Annotated in this window: 15 protein-coding genes; 3 read left to right on the top strand and 12 right to left on the bottom strand. The window is 66.7% G+C overall.

All coding sequences use genetic code 11. From position 1 onward, the window contains the following. Positions 1–13: 13 nt before the first annotated feature. The gene (gene glmS / locus AC30QB_RS17335; RefSeq protein WP_489547499.1) at positions 14–1,885 is read right to left on the bottom strand and encodes a glutamine--fructose-6-phosphate transaminase (isomerizing); all 1,872 of its coding nucleotides are present in this window, start codon (positions 1,883–1,885) and stop codon (positions 14–16) included. Between the two features lie 139 nt (positions 1,886–2,024). Between glmS and AC30QB_RS17330 the strand changes: the two genes are divergently transcribed. After that, complete coding sequence (locus AC30QB_RS17330; protein ID WP_489547498.1) at positions 2,025–2,531, top strand: Lrp/AsnC family transcriptional regulator; 507 nt, start codon at positions 2,025–2,027, stop codon at positions 2,529–2,531. Here AC30QB_RS17330 and AC30QB_RS17325 read toward each other — a convergent pair. The 6 genes from AC30QB_RS17325 to AC30QB_RS17300 form a co-directional block, all read right to left on the bottom strand. Continuing rightward, positions 2,528–3,709 (bottom strand): class I SAM-dependent rRNA methyltransferase, encoded by a 1,182-nt coding sequence (locus AC30QB_RS17325; RefSeq protein WP_489547497.1) that lies wholly within the window; start codon positions 3,707–3,709, stop codon positions 2,528–2,530. The two genes, AC30QB_RS17330 and AC30QB_RS17325, sit on opposite strands and share 4 nt — an antisense overlap. Before the next feature lie 116 nt (positions 3,710–3,825). Beyond that, positions 3,826–4,746 carry a tyrosine recombinase XerC gene (locus AC30QB_RS17320; RefSeq protein ID WP_489547566.1) on the bottom strand — a complete coding sequence of 307 codons (921 nt, stop codon included), beginning with the start codon at positions 4,744–4,746 and terminating at the stop codon, positions 3,826–3,828. Between the two features lie 72 nt (positions 4,747–4,818). Beyond that, complete coding sequence (locus AC30QB_RS17315; protein WP_489547496.1) at positions 4,819–5,505, bottom strand: DUF484 family protein; 687 nt, start codon at positions 5,503–5,505, stop codon at positions 4,819–4,821. Further along, on the bottom strand, positions 5,502–6,371 hold the full coding sequence (gene dapF / locus AC30QB_RS17310; RefSeq protein WP_489547495.1) for a diaminopimelate epimerase: 870 nt from the start codon (positions 6,369–6,371) through the stop codon (positions 5,502–5,504). The genes AC30QB_RS17315 and dapF overlap by 4 nt, the downstream gene beginning before the upstream one ends. A gap of 16 nt (positions 6,372–6,387) precedes the next feature. Next, positions 6,388–7,248, bottom strand: coding sequence for a lysophospholipid acyltransferase family protein (locus AC30QB_RS17305; RefSeq protein WP_489547565.1), 861 nt, complete (start codon positions 7,246–7,248; stop codon positions 6,388–6,390). A 44-nt stretch (positions 7,249–7,292) separates the two neighbouring features. Then, entirely contained in the window at positions 7,293–8,159 is an 867-nt protein-coding gene (locus AC30QB_RS17300) for a lysophospholipid acyltransferase family protein (RefSeq protein WP_489547494.1), read from the bottom strand. A gap of 131 nt (positions 8,160–8,290) precedes the next feature. Here AC30QB_RS17300 and metK point away from each other — a divergent pair, with 131 nt between their 5' ends. Then, a complete protein-coding gene (gene metK, locus AC30QB_RS17295; RefSeq protein WP_489547493.1) occupies positions 8,291–9,481 on the top strand; it encodes a methionine adenosyltransferase in 1,191 nt (396 codons plus the stop codon). 130 nt (positions 9,482–9,611) lie between these two features. On the opposite strand, the gene AC30QB_RS17290 is transcribed toward metK, so the two are convergent. From AC30QB_RS17290 to AC30QB_RS17270, 5 genes are all read right to left on the bottom strand, one after another. Further along, positions 9,612–10,130: a hypothetical protein gene (locus AC30QB_RS17290; protein ID WP_489547492.1), complete on the bottom strand. Its 519-nt coding sequence runs from the start codon at positions 10,128–10,130 to the stop codon at positions 9,612–9,614. A 31-nt stretch (positions 10,131–10,161) separates the two neighbouring features. Beyond that, positions 10,162–10,389 carry a hypothetical protein gene (locus AC30QB_RS17285; RefSeq protein WP_489547491.1) on the bottom strand — a complete coding sequence of 76 codons (228 nt, stop codon included), beginning with the start codon at positions 10,387–10,389 and terminating at the stop codon, positions 10,162–10,164. Between the two features lie 107 nt (positions 10,390–10,496). Next, positions 10,497–13,847: an ATP-binding protein gene (locus AC30QB_RS17280; RefSeq protein WP_489547490.1), complete on the bottom strand. Its 3,351-nt coding sequence runs from the start codon at positions 13,845–13,847 to the stop codon at positions 10,497–10,499. A gap of 61 nt (positions 13,848–13,908) precedes the next feature. Continuing rightward, positions 13,909–17,763 (bottom strand): hypothetical protein, encoded by a 3,855-nt coding sequence (locus tag AC30QB_RS17275; protein WP_489547489.1) that lies wholly within the window; start codon positions 17,761–17,763, stop codon positions 13,909–13,911. Between the two features lie 57 nt (positions 17,764–17,820). Then, positions 17,821–18,381: a carboxymuconolactone decarboxylase family protein gene (locus tag AC30QB_RS17270; protein ID WP_489547488.1), complete on the bottom strand. Its 561-nt coding sequence runs from the start codon at positions 18,379–18,381 to the stop codon at positions 17,821–17,823. Between the two features lie 175 nt (positions 18,382–18,556). Here AC30QB_RS17270 and AC30QB_RS17265 point away from each other — a divergent pair, with 175 nt between their 5' ends. Further along, a complete protein-coding gene (locus AC30QB_RS17265; protein WP_489547487.1) occupies positions 18,557–19,801 on the top strand; it encodes a branched-chain amino acid ABC transporter substrate-binding protein in 1,245 nt (414 codons plus the stop codon). Positions 19,802–19,815: the final 14 nt, after the last annotated feature.

Raw genomic sequence — 19,815 nt, 5'->3', positions numbered from 1 at the left:
GGCGTCAACACACTCACTCCACCGTCACGCTCTTGGCCAAATTTCTAGGCTTGTCCACATCTGTCCCCCTCGCACACGCCGTGTGATACGCGAGCAGCTGCAGCGGGATCACATGCAGGATGGGTGACAGTGCACCGTAGTGCTCGGGCATGCGGATCACCTGCAAACCCTCGTCTGACACGATGTGCGAGTCGGCATCGGCAAACACGAACAGCTCGCCGCCGCGCGCACGCACTTCCTGCAGATTGCTCTTGAGCTTTTCGAGCAGCGCGTCATTCGGCGCCACGGTCACGACCGGCATCTCGGCCGTGACCAGCGCGAGCGGGCCATGCTTCAGCTCGCCGGCCGGGTAGGCCTCGGCGTGGATGTAGCTGATCTCTTTGAGCTTGAGCGCGCCTTCGCAAGCGATGGGGTAGTGCAGGCCGCGGCCGAGGAAGAGTGCGTTTTCTTTGCGCGCAAAAATCTCTGACCAGGCGATGACCTGCGGCTCCAGCGCCAGCACGGCTTGCACGGCCACGGGCAGGTGTCGCAAGGCCTTCAGGTGCGCGAGCTCTTGCGTTTCGGTGAGGTGGCCACGCACCTGGGCCAAAGCCAGGGTCAGCAGAAAGAGACCCACGAGCTGCGTGCTGAACGCCTTGGTTGAGGCCACACCAATCTCGACGCCGGCGCGGGTGATGTAGGCCAGCTCGCACTCACGCACCATGGCGCTGGTGGCCACGTTGCAGATGGTGAGGGTGTGCTTCATGCCCAGCCTGCGCGCGTGCTTCAAGGCGGCCAAGGTGTCGGCGGTCTCGCCGCTCTGCGTGATGGTGACCACCAGCGTGCGTGGGTTGGGCACGCTGTCGCGGTAGCGGTACTCGCTGGCGACCTCCACGCTGGTGGGAATCTTGGCGATGCTTTCCAGCCAGTTCTTGGCGACAGAGCCGCTGTAGTAGCTGGTGCCGCAGGCAAGAATAAGCACCTGGTCGATGTCTTTGAAGATGCGGTAAGCCCCGTCGCCAAACAGCTCAGGCGAAATGCTTTCGACGGCATCGAGCGTGTCGGCAATGGCGCGCGGCTGCTCGAAGATTTCTTTCTGCATGTAGTGGCGATAAGGGCCCAGCTCGGCCGCGCCGGTGTGCACGAGCACCGTGCGCACCTCGCGCTCCACCGGCTTGAAGCTTGCACCGCCATTGGCACGCGCGGTGACCCACACCTTGCCGAGCTGCAGGTCGACCACATCACCTTCTTCCAAATAGGCGATCTGGTCGGTAACACCCGCCAGCGCCATGGCGTCTGAGGCCAGAAAGTATTCGCCTTGCTGGTCTTGCGCGCCCACACCCAGCACCAGCGGCGAGCCCTCGCGTGCACCGATCACGCGGTGCGGCTCATCGCGGCAAAACACGGCGATGGCGTAGGCGCCGCGCAAGCGCAGCGTGGCTTGCTGCACGGCGGCGAGCAGGTCGCCTTCGTACAAGTGGTCGACCAGGTGGGCGATGACCTCGGTGTCGGTCTGGCTGTCAAACACGTAGCCGCGTGTCTTGAGCTCGTTGCGCAGCTCGTCGTGGTTTTCGATGATGCCGTTGTGCACCAGGGCCACGCGGCCCGTCGTGGCTGACTTGCCTTCAGGCCCCGCCGAGAAGTGGGGGTGCGCGTTGTGCACCGCCGGTGCGCCATGCGTGGCCCAGCGGGTGTGGGCGATGCCGGTGCCGCTGTGCACGCCTTCGGTTGCGACGTTGGCTTCGAGCTCGGCCACGCGGGCAGTGCTGCGGGCGCGGCGCAGCTCGCCGTCTTGGTGAACGGCCACGCCGCAAGAGTCATAGCCTCGGTACTCCAGGCGCTTCAGGCCCTCGATGAGGATGGGAACGATGTTGCGGGTGCTGACGGCGCCGACGATGCCACACATGAATAGATACCCCTGCTCTTCAAAAGATGGAGCATGGTAGGCAGCAGGCCATGACCGATGTTTGCAAATTGTCAATTCAAATGAAATACTTGGTCTTATCAACAAAAATGCGATTGAATATTTCATTCAATAAAGATAAATGGAGATAAAAAACGAATACCTCAACCTGGACGACACCGACTTGAGGGTGCTGGACCTGCTGCAGCGAGATGCCTCGCTCTCCAACCAAGACCTTGCCGCTGCGGCCCACACCTCGCCCGCCACCTGCTTGCGCCGGGTGAAGCGACTGGTGGAAGCCGGGGTCATCGAGCGCCGCGTCGCGATTCTTTCGGCCGAGCGTCTGGGGCCGGGCCTCACTGCGCTGGCCGAAGTCACGCTCGATCACCAGGGGGCTGAGCACCTGGCGGCGTTTGAGGCGCGCGCCGTGGCTGAGGCGGCGGTGCAGCAGTGCTACCGCGTCTCGCCGGGGCCCGACTTCATGCTGGTGCTGCAGGTGGCCGACATGGCGGCGTACCACGCGCTGGTGCAGCGCCTCTTCACCCAAGACGCCAATGTGCGCAACGTGAAGAGCTTTTTCAGCGTGCACCGCGCCAAGTTCGAGCCGTCGATCGCGCTGCCGCAGGCGGTGCCCCGCGGCCCCGTCTAACGCTTGAGGATCACCAAGCCCTTGAGGTACTCCCCCTCAGGGAAGGTCACCGTCATGGGGTGGTCGGGGGCAGCGCCGGTGCGCGCATAGAACACGCCGTCGACGTTTGCATCGAGCCCCGCCCCAGCCACGATCTTGTGGAAGAGGTCGGGGCTGATGCCACCCGAGCACGAGTAGGTGAAGAGCGCGCCGCCCGGCTCCAGCAGCATGAAGGCCAGGCGGTTGATGTCTTTGTAGGCACGGGCGGCGCGCTCGGCGTGCGCCACGGTGGGCGCGAACTTGGGTGGGTCGAGCACGATGGCGTCGAAGTGCTCGCCGCGCTGCAACGCATCGCGCAGGGTCTGGTTCACATCGGCGTCGAGCGTGGTGTGGCGTGACGCGTCGAAGCCGTTGAGCACCACGTGCGCACTGGCCCGTGCGAGCGCCGGGGCAGATGAGTCGACGCTGGTCACATGCCCTGCCCCGCCCGCGAGCGCGGCCACGCTGAAACCGCCGGTGTAGCTGTAGCAGTTGAGCACGCGCTGAAAGCCGAAGTGGCGCACGGTGTCGGCAAACAGCTTGCGGCTGTCGCGCTGGTCGAGATAGAAGCCGGTCTTGTGGCCCTCGGCCACGTCGAGCGTGAGCTGCCAGTCGTGCTCGCGGATGGTGATCTCGGTGGCACCCTCGCCATGCAGCCACCCTTTCACTTCCGGCAGGCCTTCGAGGCCACGCGTGCTGGCGTCGCTGCGCTCATACAGGCGCGTGAGGCCGGTGGCCTTGAGCAGCAGCTCGGCAAGGGTGGCTTTCCATCGCTCGGCGCCAGCGCTCAGAAACTGCGCGCTCAGTGTGTCGCCGTAGCGGTCGACGATCAGCCCGGGCAGTCCGTCGGCCTCGCCGTGAATGAGCCGCATGGCATCGCTGGCGATGGGCAGGCGTGCGCGTATGGCAAGGGCCTGCGCGATGCGGCGCTCGAAGAAGGCTGCGGCTATGCGCTCGGCCTCGTCAAAGCTCCAGGCACGCACGCGAATCTGCGACTGCGGGCTGTACGACGCCCAGGCCAGAAACTTGCCGTCCCGCGCCTGCACCCGCACGGTCTCGCCGGGGTCGGCCTTGCCAGATTGGATGCTGCTCTCGAAGACCCAGGGGTGGCGCTTCAGCAGCGAGCGCTCTTTGCCTTCTCGCAGGGTGATGATTTTCATGGGGCAAGTTTGATTTCGTGAAACTCAAACCGCTCAGCTTGAGCAACCGAAGGCGCGTGCGCATGTCGAGCGGGCCTTCGGTACCTCAGGTTGAGCGGGTGGTCGTGGTGGGTTGGCTAGCGCTTCTTTGCTCTCGGATGCGCGGCGTCGTACACCTTGGCCAAGTGTTGAAAGTCGAGCTTGGTGTAGACCTGCGTCGTGGTGATGTTGGCGTGGCCCAGCAGCTCTTGCACTGCACGCAAATCACCACTCGACTGCAGCAGGTGCGAGGCAAACGAATGCCGCAGCATGTGCGGGTGCACGTGCGTGGGCAGGCCCGCTTGCAGCGCACGCGCCTTCAAGCGCGAGCGCACCTGGCTTGCCGTGATGCGCGTGCCGCGCTGGCTGACGAAGAGCGCTGCTTCGCCAGCGGCCGCAAGCGTGGCGCGCTGGCTCAGCCATACGCGCAGGGCCGCCAAGGCCGGGCCGCCCACCGGCACGCTGCGCCGCTTGCCGCCCTTGCCCAGCACGTGGGCCGACGCGTCGGCTGCGTCTATCCAGCCGGCTGCCTGTGCGCCGGCCTGCACGTCCAGCCCCACCAGCTCACCCACCCGCAGGCCGCAGCCATACAGCAGCTCGACGACGCAGTGGTCACGCGCCACCAACGCGGGGTTGCCCGAGGTCTCGACCGGTTCAGACAACGCCACCGCCTGGTCGACCGACAAAGCCTTGGGCAGCGGCTTGGCGGCCTTGGGTGCGCGCACGCCTTCGGCCGGGTTCAGCGACACCAACCCTTCGCGCCCGCCCCAACGGAAAAAGCCGCGCCACGCCGACAGCACCAGCGCGATGCTGCGCGAGGCGAGGCCCTGTGCGTGAAGCTGGGCGGCCCAGCGGCGGATGTGGTGCACCTGCACCGCACGAAGGCCGATGCCGGCGTCAGCTGCGAGCTTTTGCAATCGGGCGAGCGATTCGCTGTACAGCATCAGCGTGCGAGCGGCCAGACGACGCTCGACTTGCAGGTGAACCAGGTGCTTTCGAATGTCGTCATCGACCACCATCACCGAGCCCGGCGCGGCTTCGACAGGCTCAGCCCGAACGGTGGTGCGGGGCCCGGCCACGATCGAGGCGGGTCAACGCACCGGCAACAGCCGCGCCAACCCGGCGCTGGCGATCTCGCCGATGCGCGAGAGAAACTCGGTGCCCATGTCGGCGCTGTAGCGCGTGGGGTCGGGCGAGGCCAGCACCAGCATGCCAAACGCTTCGGTCGACTCACCGCTGCGCAGCGGTATCAGCGCCATCGAGGCCACGAGCCGCGCGTCTTCCAGCCAAGCCACCGCTTCGAAGCCCGAGTTGACGCCGCAGTAAGGCGTGCTCAGGCTGGACGCAAAGCTGCGCGCGTCATCGCTCACGGCCTTGGCAAAGCCCAGCATGTGAAAAGCTTCAGCCGCACCCCAGATGCGTATGCCGGCTTGCGGGATGAGGAACTGGTGCTTCAGCTCGTTCACCAGCACCGAGGGCAGGTCGCCCGGGTTGGCGGTGAGCATGATGGCGCGCGTCCACTTGTGCAGCTTGTCGGCGATGGCCACGTTTTCTTGCCCGTGGCGAATCATCTCGACGATGCGCTGCTCCAGGCCTTTGTGCTTGTCGCGCAGCATTTCCATCTGCCGCTCTTGCAGCGACACCGCGCGCTGCCCGTGCGGGCTGGTGATCTGGATGGCAGCCAACAGCTCGGCATGCCGCTCGAAGAAGCCGGGCGTGTTGGCCAGGTAGTTGGCGATGTCTTGCTCGGTGACGCCTTGCGTGCCTTGGATGCTCATAGTTCTATTTCACCTTCGTAGACGGTTTCGGCGGGGCCGGTCATGAGCACGTGGCTGTCTCTTTCACCATCACCACCTTGCCACTCAATGCTGAGGCGACCGCCTCTTGCATCGACATCGACCTTGTTGTCGAGCAGGCCCAGGCGGATGCCCGCCACCACGGCGGCGCAGGCGCCGGTGCCACAGGCCAGTGTTTCGCCCGCGCCGCGCTCGTACACGCGCAGGCGGATGTGCGTGCGGCTCACGATCTGCATGAAGCCGGCGTTGACCTTGCGCGGGAAGTGCGGGTCGCTTTCGATCAGCGGGCCGTGCCGCTCGACCGGCGTGCGGTCCACGTCGGCCACCACCTGCACCGCGTGCGGGTTGCCCATAGAGAGCACGGCCACTTCGTTGACCACGCCGTCACCCACATCGAGCGGCCACAGCTGAAAATCACCCTGCTCGCGCGGCGTGGCACCCGCAGCGTCAAAGGGCACACGCGCGTGGTCGAAGATGGGGGCACCCATGTCGACCGTCACCCGGCCGTCGTCTTGCAGACGCAGCTCGAGCAGGGTGTTCAGGGTGTCGACGCGGAGCACGCGCTTGTCGGTGAGATTGCGGTCGCGCACGAAGCGCACGAAGCAGCGTGCGCCGTTGCCGCACTGCTCCACTTCGTCGCCGCTGCCGCCGTTGAAGATGCGGTAGCGAAAGTCAACACCAGCCGCGCGGCTCTTTTCAACCACCAGGATCTGATCGGCCCCCACGCCGAAGCGGCGGTCACCGAGCACGCGGTACTGCTCGGCGCTCAGCTCGAGCGGGGTCTGCGTGGCGTCGAGCACAACGAAGTCGTTGCCGGCGCCTTGCATCTTGGTGAACCGCAGTTTCATGCGGCGATTATCCCTCTCACCTGTTTTCATAGAGCGTGGCCTCGCCCGCAGGCCGGGTCTTGAAGCGCTTGTGCACCCACAGGTACTGCGCTGGGTTGCGGCGAATCTCATCTTCGATCCAGCGGTTCATGCGCGTGGTGTCGGCCACCGCATCGTCGGTCGGGAAGTCGGTGAGCGGCTCGCCGAATCGCACGCGGTAGCCCTGCCCGCCCGGCAGCATCTCGGCCACCACCGGCTGCACCACCATGTTGAGCGCGCGGGCCATGCGCGAAGGCGCGAGCAGCGTGGCGGCCGGCACACCGAAGAAGGGCACGAAGGCGGCGTCGCGCTCACCGAAATCCATGTCGGGCAGGTTGAAAAAAGCGTGGCCGCGGCGGATGGCGCGGATCAGCGGCAAGGCCTTGTCGCTGCGCGGGAAGATCTCGGCCTTCTCGCCGAAGCGCAGGCGACCCTTGCGAATGATGTCGTCCATCACCGGGTTGCTTTGCTGCTGGTACATGGAGCAGGCGTACTGGTCTTGGTACAGCAGCACGGCCACGCCGGCGACGTCGAGGCCCATGAAATGCGGCACCAGCCACATCACCGCGCGGTCGCTGCGCTCGGCCAGCTTCACGTCGCCTTCAACGTGGATCAGCTTCTTGAGACGTGCGGGTGATGCATACCAGAGCAGGCTGCGCTCCAGAAAGCTGCGGCCAAGCCACTGAAAATGCGCGCGCGCCAGGCGAGTGCGCTCAGCCTGCGGCCACTCGGGAAAGCACAGCGCGAGGTTGCGCAAGGCCACCTTGCGGCGTGACGCCGCCAGCGGGTACAGCAGCAGGCCGAGCGTGCGCCCCAAGGCTGCAAGCACGGGCAGCGGCAGCAAATGCAACAGCCACATCAGCGCGAGCAGCAAACGGGCACCCCAACTCGTGGCCACAACCATCACTCCTGTACGTCGGTGCTGCCGATGGCTTGTGGCCGCGGCGACTTGTAGCGGTGATAGCCCCAGAGGTATTGCTGAGGGCACTGCAGGATCAGGCGCTCCATGGCGTGGTTGATCCGGCGGGCCGATTCTGCCGCGTCGGGCGGCAACTCTTCGTTGAAAGGCAGAAAGCGTTGTACGTAGCCTGCACCGTGCGGCAGGCGCTCAGCCCAGGTGAGCAGCAGCTCGGCCCCTGTCTGCTGAACCAGCCGCGTGGCAAGCGTCATGGTGTAGGCCGGGCGGCCGAAGAATGGCGCCCATACGCCCATGCCTTCGGGCGGCACTTGGTCGGGCAGCAGCCCCACCATCTCGCCCTTGCGCAGGGCGCGGATCATCTGCCGCACCCCCGCGAGCGTGGCCGGCGCGGCCCGCAGCTGCGGGCGCTCGCGCGAGGTCTTGACCAACTCTCGCAGCCACGGCTTGCGCGCCGGCCGATAGAGCACGGTGATGGGTTTCACGTGGCCGAAGCGCTCGGCGATGGCTTGCGCTGCGACCTCGAAGCACCCCATGTGCGGCGTGAGCAGCAGCACACCTTTGCCGCGGGCCAGGGCCGCATCAAGCACAGCCTCACCCTCGAAGCGCATGAGCGGCAAGATGGGCCGGCTGGGCAAGCGCATCCACAGGAAAGGCAGCTCCATCACCATGCGCCCGGCCGAGGCTATGGCGGGCTTCCATTGCGCAGCAACCAGGCCGGCCTGGGCGGCGTTGGCCGCCATGCGCCGGCGGTAGGTGGGCGACAACACATAGCCCACCCATCCCAAGGCCGTGCCCAAGGCGTGCAACAGGCCAAGCGAAAGCCCCGCAAACCAATGGAATAGGGTCAACATGAGGTTCTTATAATGCCGCCATCGCCGAGTTATGAACTACTTGCGGGGCGATTCAAAAATTCTGCTAAAGCGTTCGCCGCTCGACCCTTTAGGCCGGCAACGCGCAACGTGCAACCTACTGGAGTTTAAGAGTGTCGAACGATTTCCTTTTCACATCCGAATCCGTCTCTGAAGGTCACCCCGACAAGGTGGCAGACCAAATCTCAGACGCCATCCTCGACGCGATCTTCAAGCAAGACCCGCGCTCCCGCGTGGCCGCCGAAACACTGACCAACACCGGCCTCGTGGTGCTGGCCGGTGAAATCACCACCAACGCGCACGTCGACTACATCCAGGTCGCGCGCGACACCATCAAGCGCATCGGCTACGACAACACCGAGTACGGCATCGACTACAAGGGCTGCGCGGTGATGGTCTGCTATGACAAGCAGAGCAACGACATCGCACAAGGTGTTGACCACGCGAGCGACGACCACCTCAACATCGGCGCTGGCGACCAAGGCCTGATGTTTGGCTACGCCTGCGACGAAACCCCCGAGCTGATGCCCGCGCCGATCTATTACGCACACCGCCTGGTCGAGCGCCAAGCCCAGTTGCGCAAAGACGGCCGCCTGCCCTTCCTGCGCCCAGATGCCAAGAGCCAGGTCACGATGCGCTATGTCGATGGCAAGCCGCACAGCATCGACACCGTGGTGCTCAGCACCCAGCACAGCCCGGATCAAAGCGAAACCGCGCACAAGATGAAGGCCTCGTTCGTTGAGGCCATCATCGAAGAACTGATCAAGCCGGTGTTGCCGAAAGAGTGGCTGAAGGAAACGCGATTCCTGATCAACCCGACCGGCCGCTTCGTCATCGGCGGCCCGCAAGGCGATTGCGGCCTGACCGGCCGCAAGATCATCGTCGACACCTACGGCGGCGCTTGCCCGCACGGCGGTGGCGCGTTCAGCGGCAAAGACCCGAGCAAGGTCGACCGCTCGGCCGCCTACGCTGCGCGCTACGTGGCCAAGAACATCGTGGCCGCCGGCATCGCCCGCCAGTGCCAGATCCAGGTGGCCTACGCCATCGGTGTGGCCAAGCCGATGAACGTGACGGTCTACACCGAAGGCACCGGCGTCATCTCCGACGACAAGATTGCCGCGCTGGTGAACGAGCACTTCGACCTGCGCCCCAAGGGCATCATCCAGATGCTCGACCTGCTGCGCCCGATCTATGAAAAGACGGCGGCTTATGGGCACTTCGGGCGGGAAGAGCCGGAGTTCACTTGGGAACGCACCGACAAGGCCCAAACGCTGCGTGCAGCGGCGGGGCTGCAGACCAGGTGATCGTGCAGCGAACTTTGGGCCCAGCGGGCCGAAGCCGCAAGGCTGCAATCCTCAAGGCTGCAGCTGGGCTGTAACGCTCTCGAGTCCAAAGAAAAAGGGGCGCTTTTGCAGCCCCTTTTTCGTTCCTGCCTCAGTTAGGCACCACGTACCCCAGCGCCCTTGCGTTCATGTCCACCGTGCTGCTGTAGTTGACCAGCAGCGGCTGGCGGTAGCCGCTGTAGGCGCGGCCCGCCGTCAGGGTGACCCGCACCACCGCCCGCGTCTCGCTGGGCGGGATGGTGTAGCGCACCAGCGGCATCTGGTCTTGCAGCGGCTGGCTCTTTTGCGCGCTGTCGTAGTCGGCGAGGTAGATCTCACCGCTGTCGGCATTGCCGACGCTGCTTTTGGCATTGCGCCAGAGCAGCAGCACGAAGTCGGTGTAGACCAGCGTCTGTTTGACCAGGTAGGCGCTGCTGATGGTGTCGACCGTGGCATCGGGGTGCACCACGTTGAGCAGGTAGTGGTGGGTGGCCGGCAGGCCGGGCATGGTGGCAAAGCCGGAGTGCACCTGCTGCATGCCCGGCACGCCAAGGTGGCCCACCGGCTGGGCCTGCGCCGCGAGGGCGGCGCAGCTCAGGGAGCAGGCGATGAAAAAGTGTGTGAGTTTCATGGTGTGTTTCCTGGTTGGCGCATGGTGGACATCACCCCCTCACTCCACCCACCACCACGACCGCGCCACGCCGGTGAAAGACCTGCCGGTTGGCGTTGGTGTTGCCGGCCACACCAGCGGCGCTGGAGACGAAGGCGACGAAGCGCCGCTCGCCATAACCCGCGACGAGTGCAAAAGCCGCACCCAGCATGGCAAGAGCCGCAGCGGCACGGCGCGGCGCAGACGAAGAAACAGATGAAGCGTGTTGATCGGTAGACATGGCATCTCCTCCAAGGTGATCTGAGTAAAGAACTCAGGCCTCACGCTATCGAGGAGGGCGTTATGGGCGCGTTATGGGGGGCGGACCCGCCGGCGACCGCCGCGGGCTCAGGCGTCGGGTGCCGGCAGCAGGGGCCGCTGCAACGAGGCCAGGGCCGGCGTGCGCTGCAGGTAGTTGTGACGCCAGCCGGCTGGCAAGGTGGAGGCTGCAGCCTGCATCCAGGCCGACGCCCGCAGTGCGATCACCGCGGCCAGCTCGGAGTGAGAGCCCGCGAGGGCCGCATACAGCTCGGCCGCCAGCGCGGGCAGGCGGTCGCGTCCGCTCAAACCTTCGTCAATGCGCTGCCAAGCGACCACCGCCTCGGCCGCCGCTTCGCGGTCGCGGCCGACCATCCGCAAGGCGGCCACCCGCTGCACCTGCAGCGACAGCCACAAGCCGTGCGCGCCAAACTCACGCGCTGTCGCCAGGCTCACACCCAACAACGGCAAGACCGCCGCCGGGTCACAGCCACGGCGTGCCAGGCACAGCGCCTCTACACGCAACGGAAAATCGTTGATGCCGCTCACCTGCTCCAGCACGGCGACCATGTCGGTGGCCTCACCCACTGCAAGCAGGGCCGCTTCGACCATCGAGCGCTCGGTGGCCAGCAGCTTGGGGTCGTCTTGCAGCACCCGCAAAGCCTTGACGGCAAGGTCGCGCCGCCCCAACTCGTACACGAACACCGCCCGGCGCACGAGCGGGAACACGATGTCACGCAGCAGGCCTTGCTCGCCCAGTTGCACCACGCGCTCATACAGCGCCAACGTCTCGCCCAGCCGGCCGGCCGCGGCCAGTGCGCTGGCCTGCAGATCCACCTGCGTGAGCTCGGCTCTGGCGGGCAAGTGGAGCCCTTCAGCCCAGCTGGCCGCGGCCGCAATCCAGCGCTTCACCTGGGCCGGAGCGCCTTGCTCCAGGGCATTTTTTGCCAGCGACCGCGTGAGGTCCGTGCAATGGCGCGCGCTGTTGTTTTGTTCGGCCTCGGCCAGCGCTTCCAAAAACTGCGCATTGCTCTCTTCGTAGCGACCCGACACCGCCAGGAACACACCGAGCGCGTGTTGCATCTTGAGTTCGGTTTCGTGCAGAGCCAGGACCCGGCGTTGCGGCTCGATCGGCGCCAGCAGCGCCAGCCCCAGCTCGGTCGCGCGCAGAGCATCGGCCACCTCGCGGCGCAGCCAGTGCATCACCGCCTGGCCCCAGTACAACTCGGCCTCGATTTCGGGCAAGCCAGCCCGCCTCGCCTGCGGCAAGGCCCGCACCGACACAGCCCAGGCTTCGTCGTGAAGGCGGCTCTCCACCAGCAGCAGTTGTTGCAGCACCGCCAGCATGGCGTGCTCGCCATCACCTTCGGCCAGAGCCAGCAGCTCATCGCTTACCACCTGCAAGCGCGCGTCGAGCGCCACTTCCGACCACACATTGGCGGTAGAGAAAAAGGCGGCGAAGGCCTCGCGGTGGTGGCCCGCATCGCGCAGGATGACCCCGGCCTGGTGGTGCAACTCGCCCGCTTCGTTCAAGCGCCAGCCCGCGCGTGCCTTGAGCGCAGCCTCGGTGAGGTGCGACACCGCACGCAGCGGCTGCCCGGCCGCCAGCCAGTGGTTGGCGATGCGGGCGGGCTCGCCCTGCACCTGCGCCAGCCAGGCCGCCACCTCGCCGTGCAGCGACTGGGCAATCGCATTCGGCACCGAGGCCAGCGTGGCCTCGGCGATCAGGTCGTGCGCAAAACGCGCGCCGCTGTGCTTACCTGCACGCAGCACCTGCGCGTCTTCCAGCTCGCCCCAGGCATCGGCCAGGTCGAGCGGGCGCAAGCCCAGCACCTGCGCGATCAGCGCGGCCGTGGCATCCTGCCCCGCCACCGCTGCGCAGCGCGCCACCCGCAGGGCCAAGGTCGACAAACGTTGCAGCCGCTGCTGAATCAACCGGGCGACATTGGGCGCGCTCGGCCAGGCAGGGCTTTGCGGCACGCCGTCGGCTCGCACCAGCGCGCGGCCGGTGGGGGCCGCCATCAGCGCGGCCTTGAGCGTCTCCAGCAGGTACAGCGGGTTGCCACCCGTGCGCTGCTGCAGCGACTCGGCCTGGGCCGCGCCGCCAATGCCGTCGATCTCAAGCGACAACAGAAGCTCGGCCACCTCCCCGGCGCCCAAGGCTTGCAGCGCCAGGCTGCTCACCTGCGCCGAACGCTCCAGCCCCCCGACCAATGCATGCGCCGCCGGGCCCAGCTCGTGCGGCCGCATCGCCAGCACCCAGCTGCAGGTGCTGGCAGCGATCAGGGCGCGCAGCAGCTCCACGCTGGCGGCGTCGGCAAACTGCAGGTCGTCGACCAGCATGGTGTGCAGGCCGTGGGCCTGCGCTTCGTTCAAGACCGTGGACAGTGCGTGCGTGAGCCGGGCGAGGTCGTCTTCATGCACCATCGGCTGGGCATGGCCCAGCTCAGGCAAGAGCCGCGCGAGCAAGCCCCGCTGGGCGGCGGCGGGCGCCAGGCCAAAGTCTTTCATCAAGGCGCGCACGCAGCGCGACAGCAGCGCATACGGCGCAGCGGCGTCGCCGGGGCGGGCCGTCACCAGCAGGGCGGTGGTGGGCGCTGATTGCGCAAGGTCAGCCAACAGCCGCGACTTGCCCATGCCGGCTTCGCCCGCCAGCAGCACCGTGTGCTGCGAATCGCGGGCGAGGCACAAGGCCTGCCACACCTGCTCATGACCCACACGCCGCGGCGGGCGCAGCACCGCCGCCGGCACCACTGGCCGCTGGCCCGCGCTGCCCACGTCGCCCGCGCGCTGGATCGTCTGCAGCAAGGCCAGCGTGTCGGGCGATGGCGCCACACCCACCTCGTGTTTGAGCACCTGCTCGCAGCGGTCAAACGCCAGCAGCGCGCCGGGCCTGTCGCCGCCCAGGTAATGCAGCCGCACGACGCGGCGGTGCGCCTCTTCCGACACCGGCTGAAGTTTTAGCAGTTCGGTGGCATGCGAAAGCGCGTCCTGGAAGTCACGCGCGGATTCGGCCAGATCGGCCAGCTCGGTGAGCGATTGGCACAGCCGGTGTTGCCGTCGCTCGCGCTGCTGCGCCAGCCAGTCGCGCAGCTCGGCGCCGAACTCGTGCGGAGTTTCGCCAAGCACGCCGTCCGCGTCGAGCAGGTCATGCGCAATGCCCTCGGCCAGCGCCAAGGTGTGGGTGCCAGCGACGAGATCGATGCCTGCCGTGCGGCGCAGTTGAAACAAGCGCTGGCGCAGCGCGTTGCGCGCGGATTCAGGCTCGCTCTCGGGCCACAGCAGCTGGGCCAGGCGTGCCCGCGGCGTGGGCCCTTCGAGCGCCAGCCAGGCCAGCAGCGCACCATCACGCGGGCCCAGCAGCACCGGCGCCGCACCGTCGCGCAACAGCGCAGGCGCCTGGGCAAGGGTCAGCTGCGGGGAGCACGGTTCTGGGGTCATAGGCAACTGCGCACGCCGGGTCGGCCCTGCATGATGGCAGGTAGGTGGGATCAGGGCAGCGTCAAGGCCGCGGAATGACGAACACCTGGTTCTCGCCCAGGCTGCCCGGCGCCACCATGACCGACATGTCGGCCACGCAGGCCAGCACCACCCCATCACCCGACAGCGCAAAGCCGAAGTCGCTCACCCACGAAGCGCTGCCATCAGCGCGGCGCGAGGCGAGCGTGGTGGTCAACAGCTGGCGGTCGCGCACCATCAGGTAGGGCCGCAATGAGGCCGCCGAGTCACCCGACAGGTTGGGCGCGTGGGTGATGTAGAGCACATAGCGGCCATCGCGCGAGATCTGCGGCGCACCGCTGCGGCCGTCACCCACCGCCCCGGCCGGGGTCAGGCTCTGGATCGACAACGCGAGCGACGGGTCGGCCTGGTTGCGGTCGAGCACCACGATCTGCGGCTGGGCCGAGGCACTGCCGCCCAGCAGGGTCGTCGAGCGCAGCCCAAAACTGACGTAACGACCGTTGTCGCTGATGCTGGGTGTGCCGTAGATGCCGTCTCCGAACGCCGCGCTGCTCATGCTGAAAGCGGTACTGATGCGGTCGGCCTCAATGTCATACACGATCAGGTGGTTCATCCCCGTGTCGCCACTGCCGCTGCCGATGGTGAGCGCGATGTAGTCGCCGCTGGCCGACATTGACGACGCGCCGTACCCGGCAAAGCCGTCGAGCGTGCGCGTGCTACCGGTGGCGACGTCGCGCAAAAAGAGCCCATACCCGTTCGGCAGCGGCTCACCGTCGCCAACCAGGTTGATGCCCGAACTCAGCAGCACCCACCGGCCATCGGCCGAGATGTCCAGTTGCCCGCCGATCGCGTTGCCCGAGTTCACATCTTGGCTGCCGTTGGGCAACACATTGAGGCGCGTGGTGGTGCCGGTCTGCAAGTCGCGCAGGAAAACATCTTCCGCCACGTTGGTGTCGCCTGCCACCAGCTCGTTGGCGAGCGAGGTGAACACCGCGTAGCGCCCGCCGGCGGCGAGCTTGAGCCGGCCCACGCCGCGCGACGACTCGGCGCCGTCAGGCCGCGCATTGATCAGCGTGGTGGTATTGGTGGCGAGGTCGCGCACATAGGCGTGGCCAAACTGCGTGGTGCCGGCGACCAGGTCGGTGCCGTTGGAGATGAAGGCGACGCGGCGCCCGTCGGAAGAGATCGACGGGTATTGGCTGAGGTTGTCGGGTGCCACCGTCTGGCCCAGTCGCACGCTGGCGAGCGTGGTCGTGGTGATGAGCGGTGCCGCCGTCACGGTGAGCACCGCGCTTTGGCTGAACACCACACCGGCGCCGTTGTAGACCAGCACGCCGTAGAGCGCGCCGCTGTCGGCGTTTGTCAGCACCGGCGTGGTGTAGCTCGCCGCGGTGGCGCCGGCAATCGCCACGCCGTTGCGCAACCACTGGTAGCGCAGGCCCGAGCCACCGGCCGCAACGCTGAAACTCGCCGTGGCGCCCGCCGGGCCCGAGGCCGCGGCAGGTTGCACCGTGATCACCGGAACGCCGAGCACGGTCAACATGACGGACTCGCTCGTCAAGCGGCCCAGCGGGTTGCTCACCTCCACGCTGTAACTGGCGGCGTCTACGGCCACAAGGTTCTCAAACCTCAGCACCGCAGCGGTGGCGCCGGTCAGCGGCTCACCGTTTCTCAGCCACTGGTACAAGAGCGGCCCGCTGCCGCTGGCGGCCACCGCGAGCGTGGCGCTGCCCCCCGGCGCTTGCACCTGCGGCGAAGGTTGGGTGGTGATGGTCACCGGGGCGGCCTGTCCGCTTGCGCCCACCGTGAGGGTGACACTCGCACTGGTCACGCTGCCCGCGCTGTTGCTTACCCGCACCGCATAGCTGCCGGCGTCGGCCCCGCTGGCTTGCGCCAGGCTGAGAAAGGCCGCTGTGGCGCCGCCGATCGATTGCCCATCGCGCAGCCATTGGTAGGCCATCGGCCCACTGCCGCTCACGCCGACCGCAAAGGTGGCGGTGTTGCCCGCGCCCACCGACACCGACACCGGCTGCGTGACGATGCTAGGCGCCACCGCTAGGGCCGTGCCGGCGCTCACGCTCAGCACGGCCGCGTCGCTGGTGACGGAGCCCGCTGCATTGCTCACCACCACGCGGTAGTTGCCCGCGCTGCTGGTGTTGACAGCCGCCAGGCGCAGCACCGGGCTGTTGGCGCCGGTGATCGGCGCCCCGTTGAGCTGCCACTGGTAGCTCAAGGCCTCGGTGCCGCGGGCGGCGATGGCGAAGGCGGCATCGTTGCCCACCGTCACGTTGAGGGCGGCCGGCTGGGTGGTGATGGCGGGCGCGACGTCAAGGTCGCTCACCGACACCGTGACCGGTGCGCTATCGGCGCTGCCGAGCGCGTTGCGGGCGACCACGCGGTATTGCGTGCCGTTGTCGGCCGTGCTCAGCACCGTCGTCGTGTAGTTGCCGGTGGACGCCCCGGTGCCCCCGCTCACGTTGACCCACGCACCCGTGGCGTTGGCGGCACGTGTTTGCCATTGCAGTGCCGGTGCAGGCGCGCCGCCGGCCGTGGCGGAAAGGCTCGCCGTCTGGCCAGTGCGCACCAGCACCGAGCGCGGCGCATCGACGATCGCCGGCAAGGCGCTCTGCTGCAACACATTCAGCCGCGTCGCAGGCCCCGCCACACAGGCGGGCGCCGCCACGTCCGGCGGCGTGTAGCAAGCGTTGACGCGCAGCAACGCACCCTGGTCTGCGCTTGCGGCGATGAAGCCGTGGCGCACGCTCCAGTACTTCCAGGCCAAGCCTTCGCCCACCGGGTTGGGGTTGGCTTCGTCTTGGTAAGAGCGAGCGACCGCGCGCCAGGAGCCACCGTTGTCGTCACTGCGCTGCCAGTCGATCACGGCGCGGTTGGCGGCCGTGGGTGCCGGGTGAGTTGCACCAAAGTCTTGGCTGCCCGAGGCGCCGCCCGCCAGAATCACGTCGAGGCTGGCGGCCAGGCCGGGCACCACGTCGAGTTGGGCGGGCGCTCTCATCACCGCAAGCCCTGGGTAGTAAGGCTCACGCTGCCAAAGCACTCGGCGCGCCGCCTCCATGCCGTAGTTCAAGGTCATGGCGGTGCCAGCGCAGCGCGCTCCCACGGTGAAGTAGTACGGGCTCCTCGGCGTGAGGGTGCGTGTCACCGAGCCACCGCCCAGCGGCACGTTGGTATTGGCTGTCGCCCCTGAGCTGAAGTTGGGGCTGTTGCCGCCGGTCTGGATGATCAACTGAGTGGTGGTGCAGCCGGCCGGTATCTGGCCCCCGTTGGTCGTGACAACGTAGGTGGCCGTGAGGTTGCCAAGCGCGGGCTCGCACACCCGGTCCCCACAATCGAGGCTGCTGGTCACGCGCAGCGGTTCCAGCTGGGCAATCGGCAACAGGTAGGTCACCCGCACCGGCACGAAGTACGAAAAGCCGCTCACCCGGGCGCTCAACACGCCGTCGGCCAGCACGCTGTCGGTCAGCAGCTCCCACTCGCCGCCCGGTTGCGCCTTGGCCAGCTTGAGTTCTTCGTTCGGCAACAACCCGGCGTTGCTGGCCGGGATGCGCACCTCCACCGGCTCGGCAAATTCGCCACCGTGCGGCGTGATGACGTAGGTGTTGCCCGAAGCGACGAGGCCCTGCGGCAAGGCCGGGGCGCCGGTCGAGTCCATCGCCACGCGGATGGTCGTGTCAGCGACCAGCGCCCCGGCCGGCACGATCACACTCGCCCCGCTGGCCTCGCTCACCGTGCCGCCGCTGCTGCCAACGACGGGTGCTTGTGGCGGTGCCCCCGTGGTTTCGTCGCCACCTCCACAGGCCACCAACGCGGCGGCCACACAGGCCAGCCCAACGCAGCGCACCACTCGCCTCACCCCTTGCCCGCACCTTGCTGTGTTCATCGTCACCCTCGCTCACGGCCACAGTGGCCGCAGGTTTGGGTTTTATCCAGGTGGGCGTTATGACGGCGTTATGGCGCTACCGAATCGGGTGGCCGAGGCCTCCAGCGGCAAACGCAAGGCGTTGGTCAGGTAGCTCACCGTGCGGTAAAAGCCGGCCAGCATCAGCAGCTCAAGCACCGCTTCATCACTGAAGCGTTCATGCAATGCGGTCCACGTTGTGTCGTCGAGCGTGCACGCTCGGTGCAGGGCATCGCACATGCGCAGCAGCACGCGGTCCTCGTCGCTCCAACAGGCGTCGTCAGGGCCGCCAGCGACGGTGGACGCGAGCTGGTGGGCGGTCAGCGGGGCCCGCTCCGCAAAGATCGCCGCATGCACACCCCACTCGTACTCCGAGCCGCACAGCGCCGTGGTGCGGTGGATCACGATCTCGCGTTGACGCAGCGTGAGCTGGCCGCGGTCGAGCAGGCTGCCGGCGAAGAACTTGCCAAACAGCCTTGGGTCGCGCGCAAGCGTGGTGAACAGCACCAGGGGCGGCATGCCGGGCGGCATGATCTTGTCGAGTGCCGCCTGGATCTCGGCCGGAAATGGCGCGGTAGCGGGTGCGATACGGGGGGTCATGAAGGTCCTTTGCTAGGGTTTTCATAGCAAAGCCCAGCATAAATGTGGCGCTATTAAAAGTAAAGCAATCGCCACGAAACCATCGACCTTCTGGTTTCCGAGGGGCTGTTGAACCGCCAGGGCTTAGGTACGGTGGCCTGCGCATGTTTGCGCAGCCACCTGGAAGGCATCCCCCATGAAGACATCCCGCTTCATCACCCGCTGGGCTTTCACCGGCGCCATGGCCCTGTCGTTCAACGCGCTCGCCGCCGACACCCTCAAGATCGGCTTCATCGATGTGCTGTCAGGGCCCTTCGCGGCGACGGGCACGGGCTCGTTGCAGCAACTGCGTGAGGTCGTGCTGCTGGTCAATGCCAAGAGCGGCCCCAACGACCCGAAGTTCGAGGTCGTGCCCTTCGACAACAAAGGCTCGCCGCAGGAGAGCGCGACGGTGCTGAAAGCCGCCTCCGATCAGGGCATACGCTACATCACGCAAGGCGGTGGCTCCGGCGTGGCATTTGTGCTGGTGGATGCCATCAACAAGATGGCCGAGCGCGACCCCAAGCTCGCCACGGTCTACCTCAACTACAGCGCCATGGACCCGGGGCTCACCAACGACCGTTGCAGCTTCTGGCACTTCCGCTTCTACCCTTCGAGTGAGATGCAGATGGAAGGGCTCACGAGCTACCTGAAAGACAAGCCCGCCATCCACAAAGTCTTTTTGTTCAACCAGAACTACACCCACGGCCAGCAGGTGTCGCGCGCAGCCAAGGAGTACCTGGCCCGCAAGCGGCCCGACATCCAGATCGTCGGTGACGACTTCGTACCCATCGCGCAGGTGAAAGACTTCTCGCCCTACATCGCCAAGATCAAGGCCTCGGGCGCCGACACGGTGATCACCTCAAACTGGGGCAGCGACCTAGGCCTGATGCTCAAAGCGGCACGCGACTCCGCGCTCGACACCAACATCTATACGCTGAACGCCAACAACCCGGGCATACCGTCCCAACTTGGCGCATATGGCACCGGCAAGGTGGCGGTGATCTGGAACTGGGGCAGCAACGTCCCCTCGCCCGAGCTGGAAAAGCTCGCGCTCGCGTACCGGAAAAAGCACAACGAAGACTTCATCTTTGCAGCGCACTGGAACAGCATGCACATGCTGCTGGAGGCCATGCGCCGGGCCAAATCGACCGACCCGAAGGCGGTGGCGTTTGCACTGGAAGGCGCCTCGTTCAAGAGCCCGCTGGGCGAGATCGAGATGCGCAAGACCGATCACCAGCTTCAGTCACCCATCTTCCTCGGCGTGTGGGCCAAGCAAGACGGCAAGCGGGTGAAGTACGAGTCCGAAGGCACCGGCTACGGCTTCAAGTCCGAAGCGACGTGGGACTCGTACATCAGCTCGCAGCCGACCTCCTGCCAGATGAAGCGACCCGCGAGCTGAATCGCTCAACAAAC

This window comes from Rhizobacter sp. (assembly GCF_046595475.1).
Lineage (GTDB): Bacteria > Pseudomonadota > Gammaproteobacteria > Burkholderiales > Burkholderiaceae_C > Rhizobacter.
The sequence above is the reverse complement of the archived record's forward strand: the minus strand, read 5'-3'. Positions and strand labels throughout refer to the sequence as shown.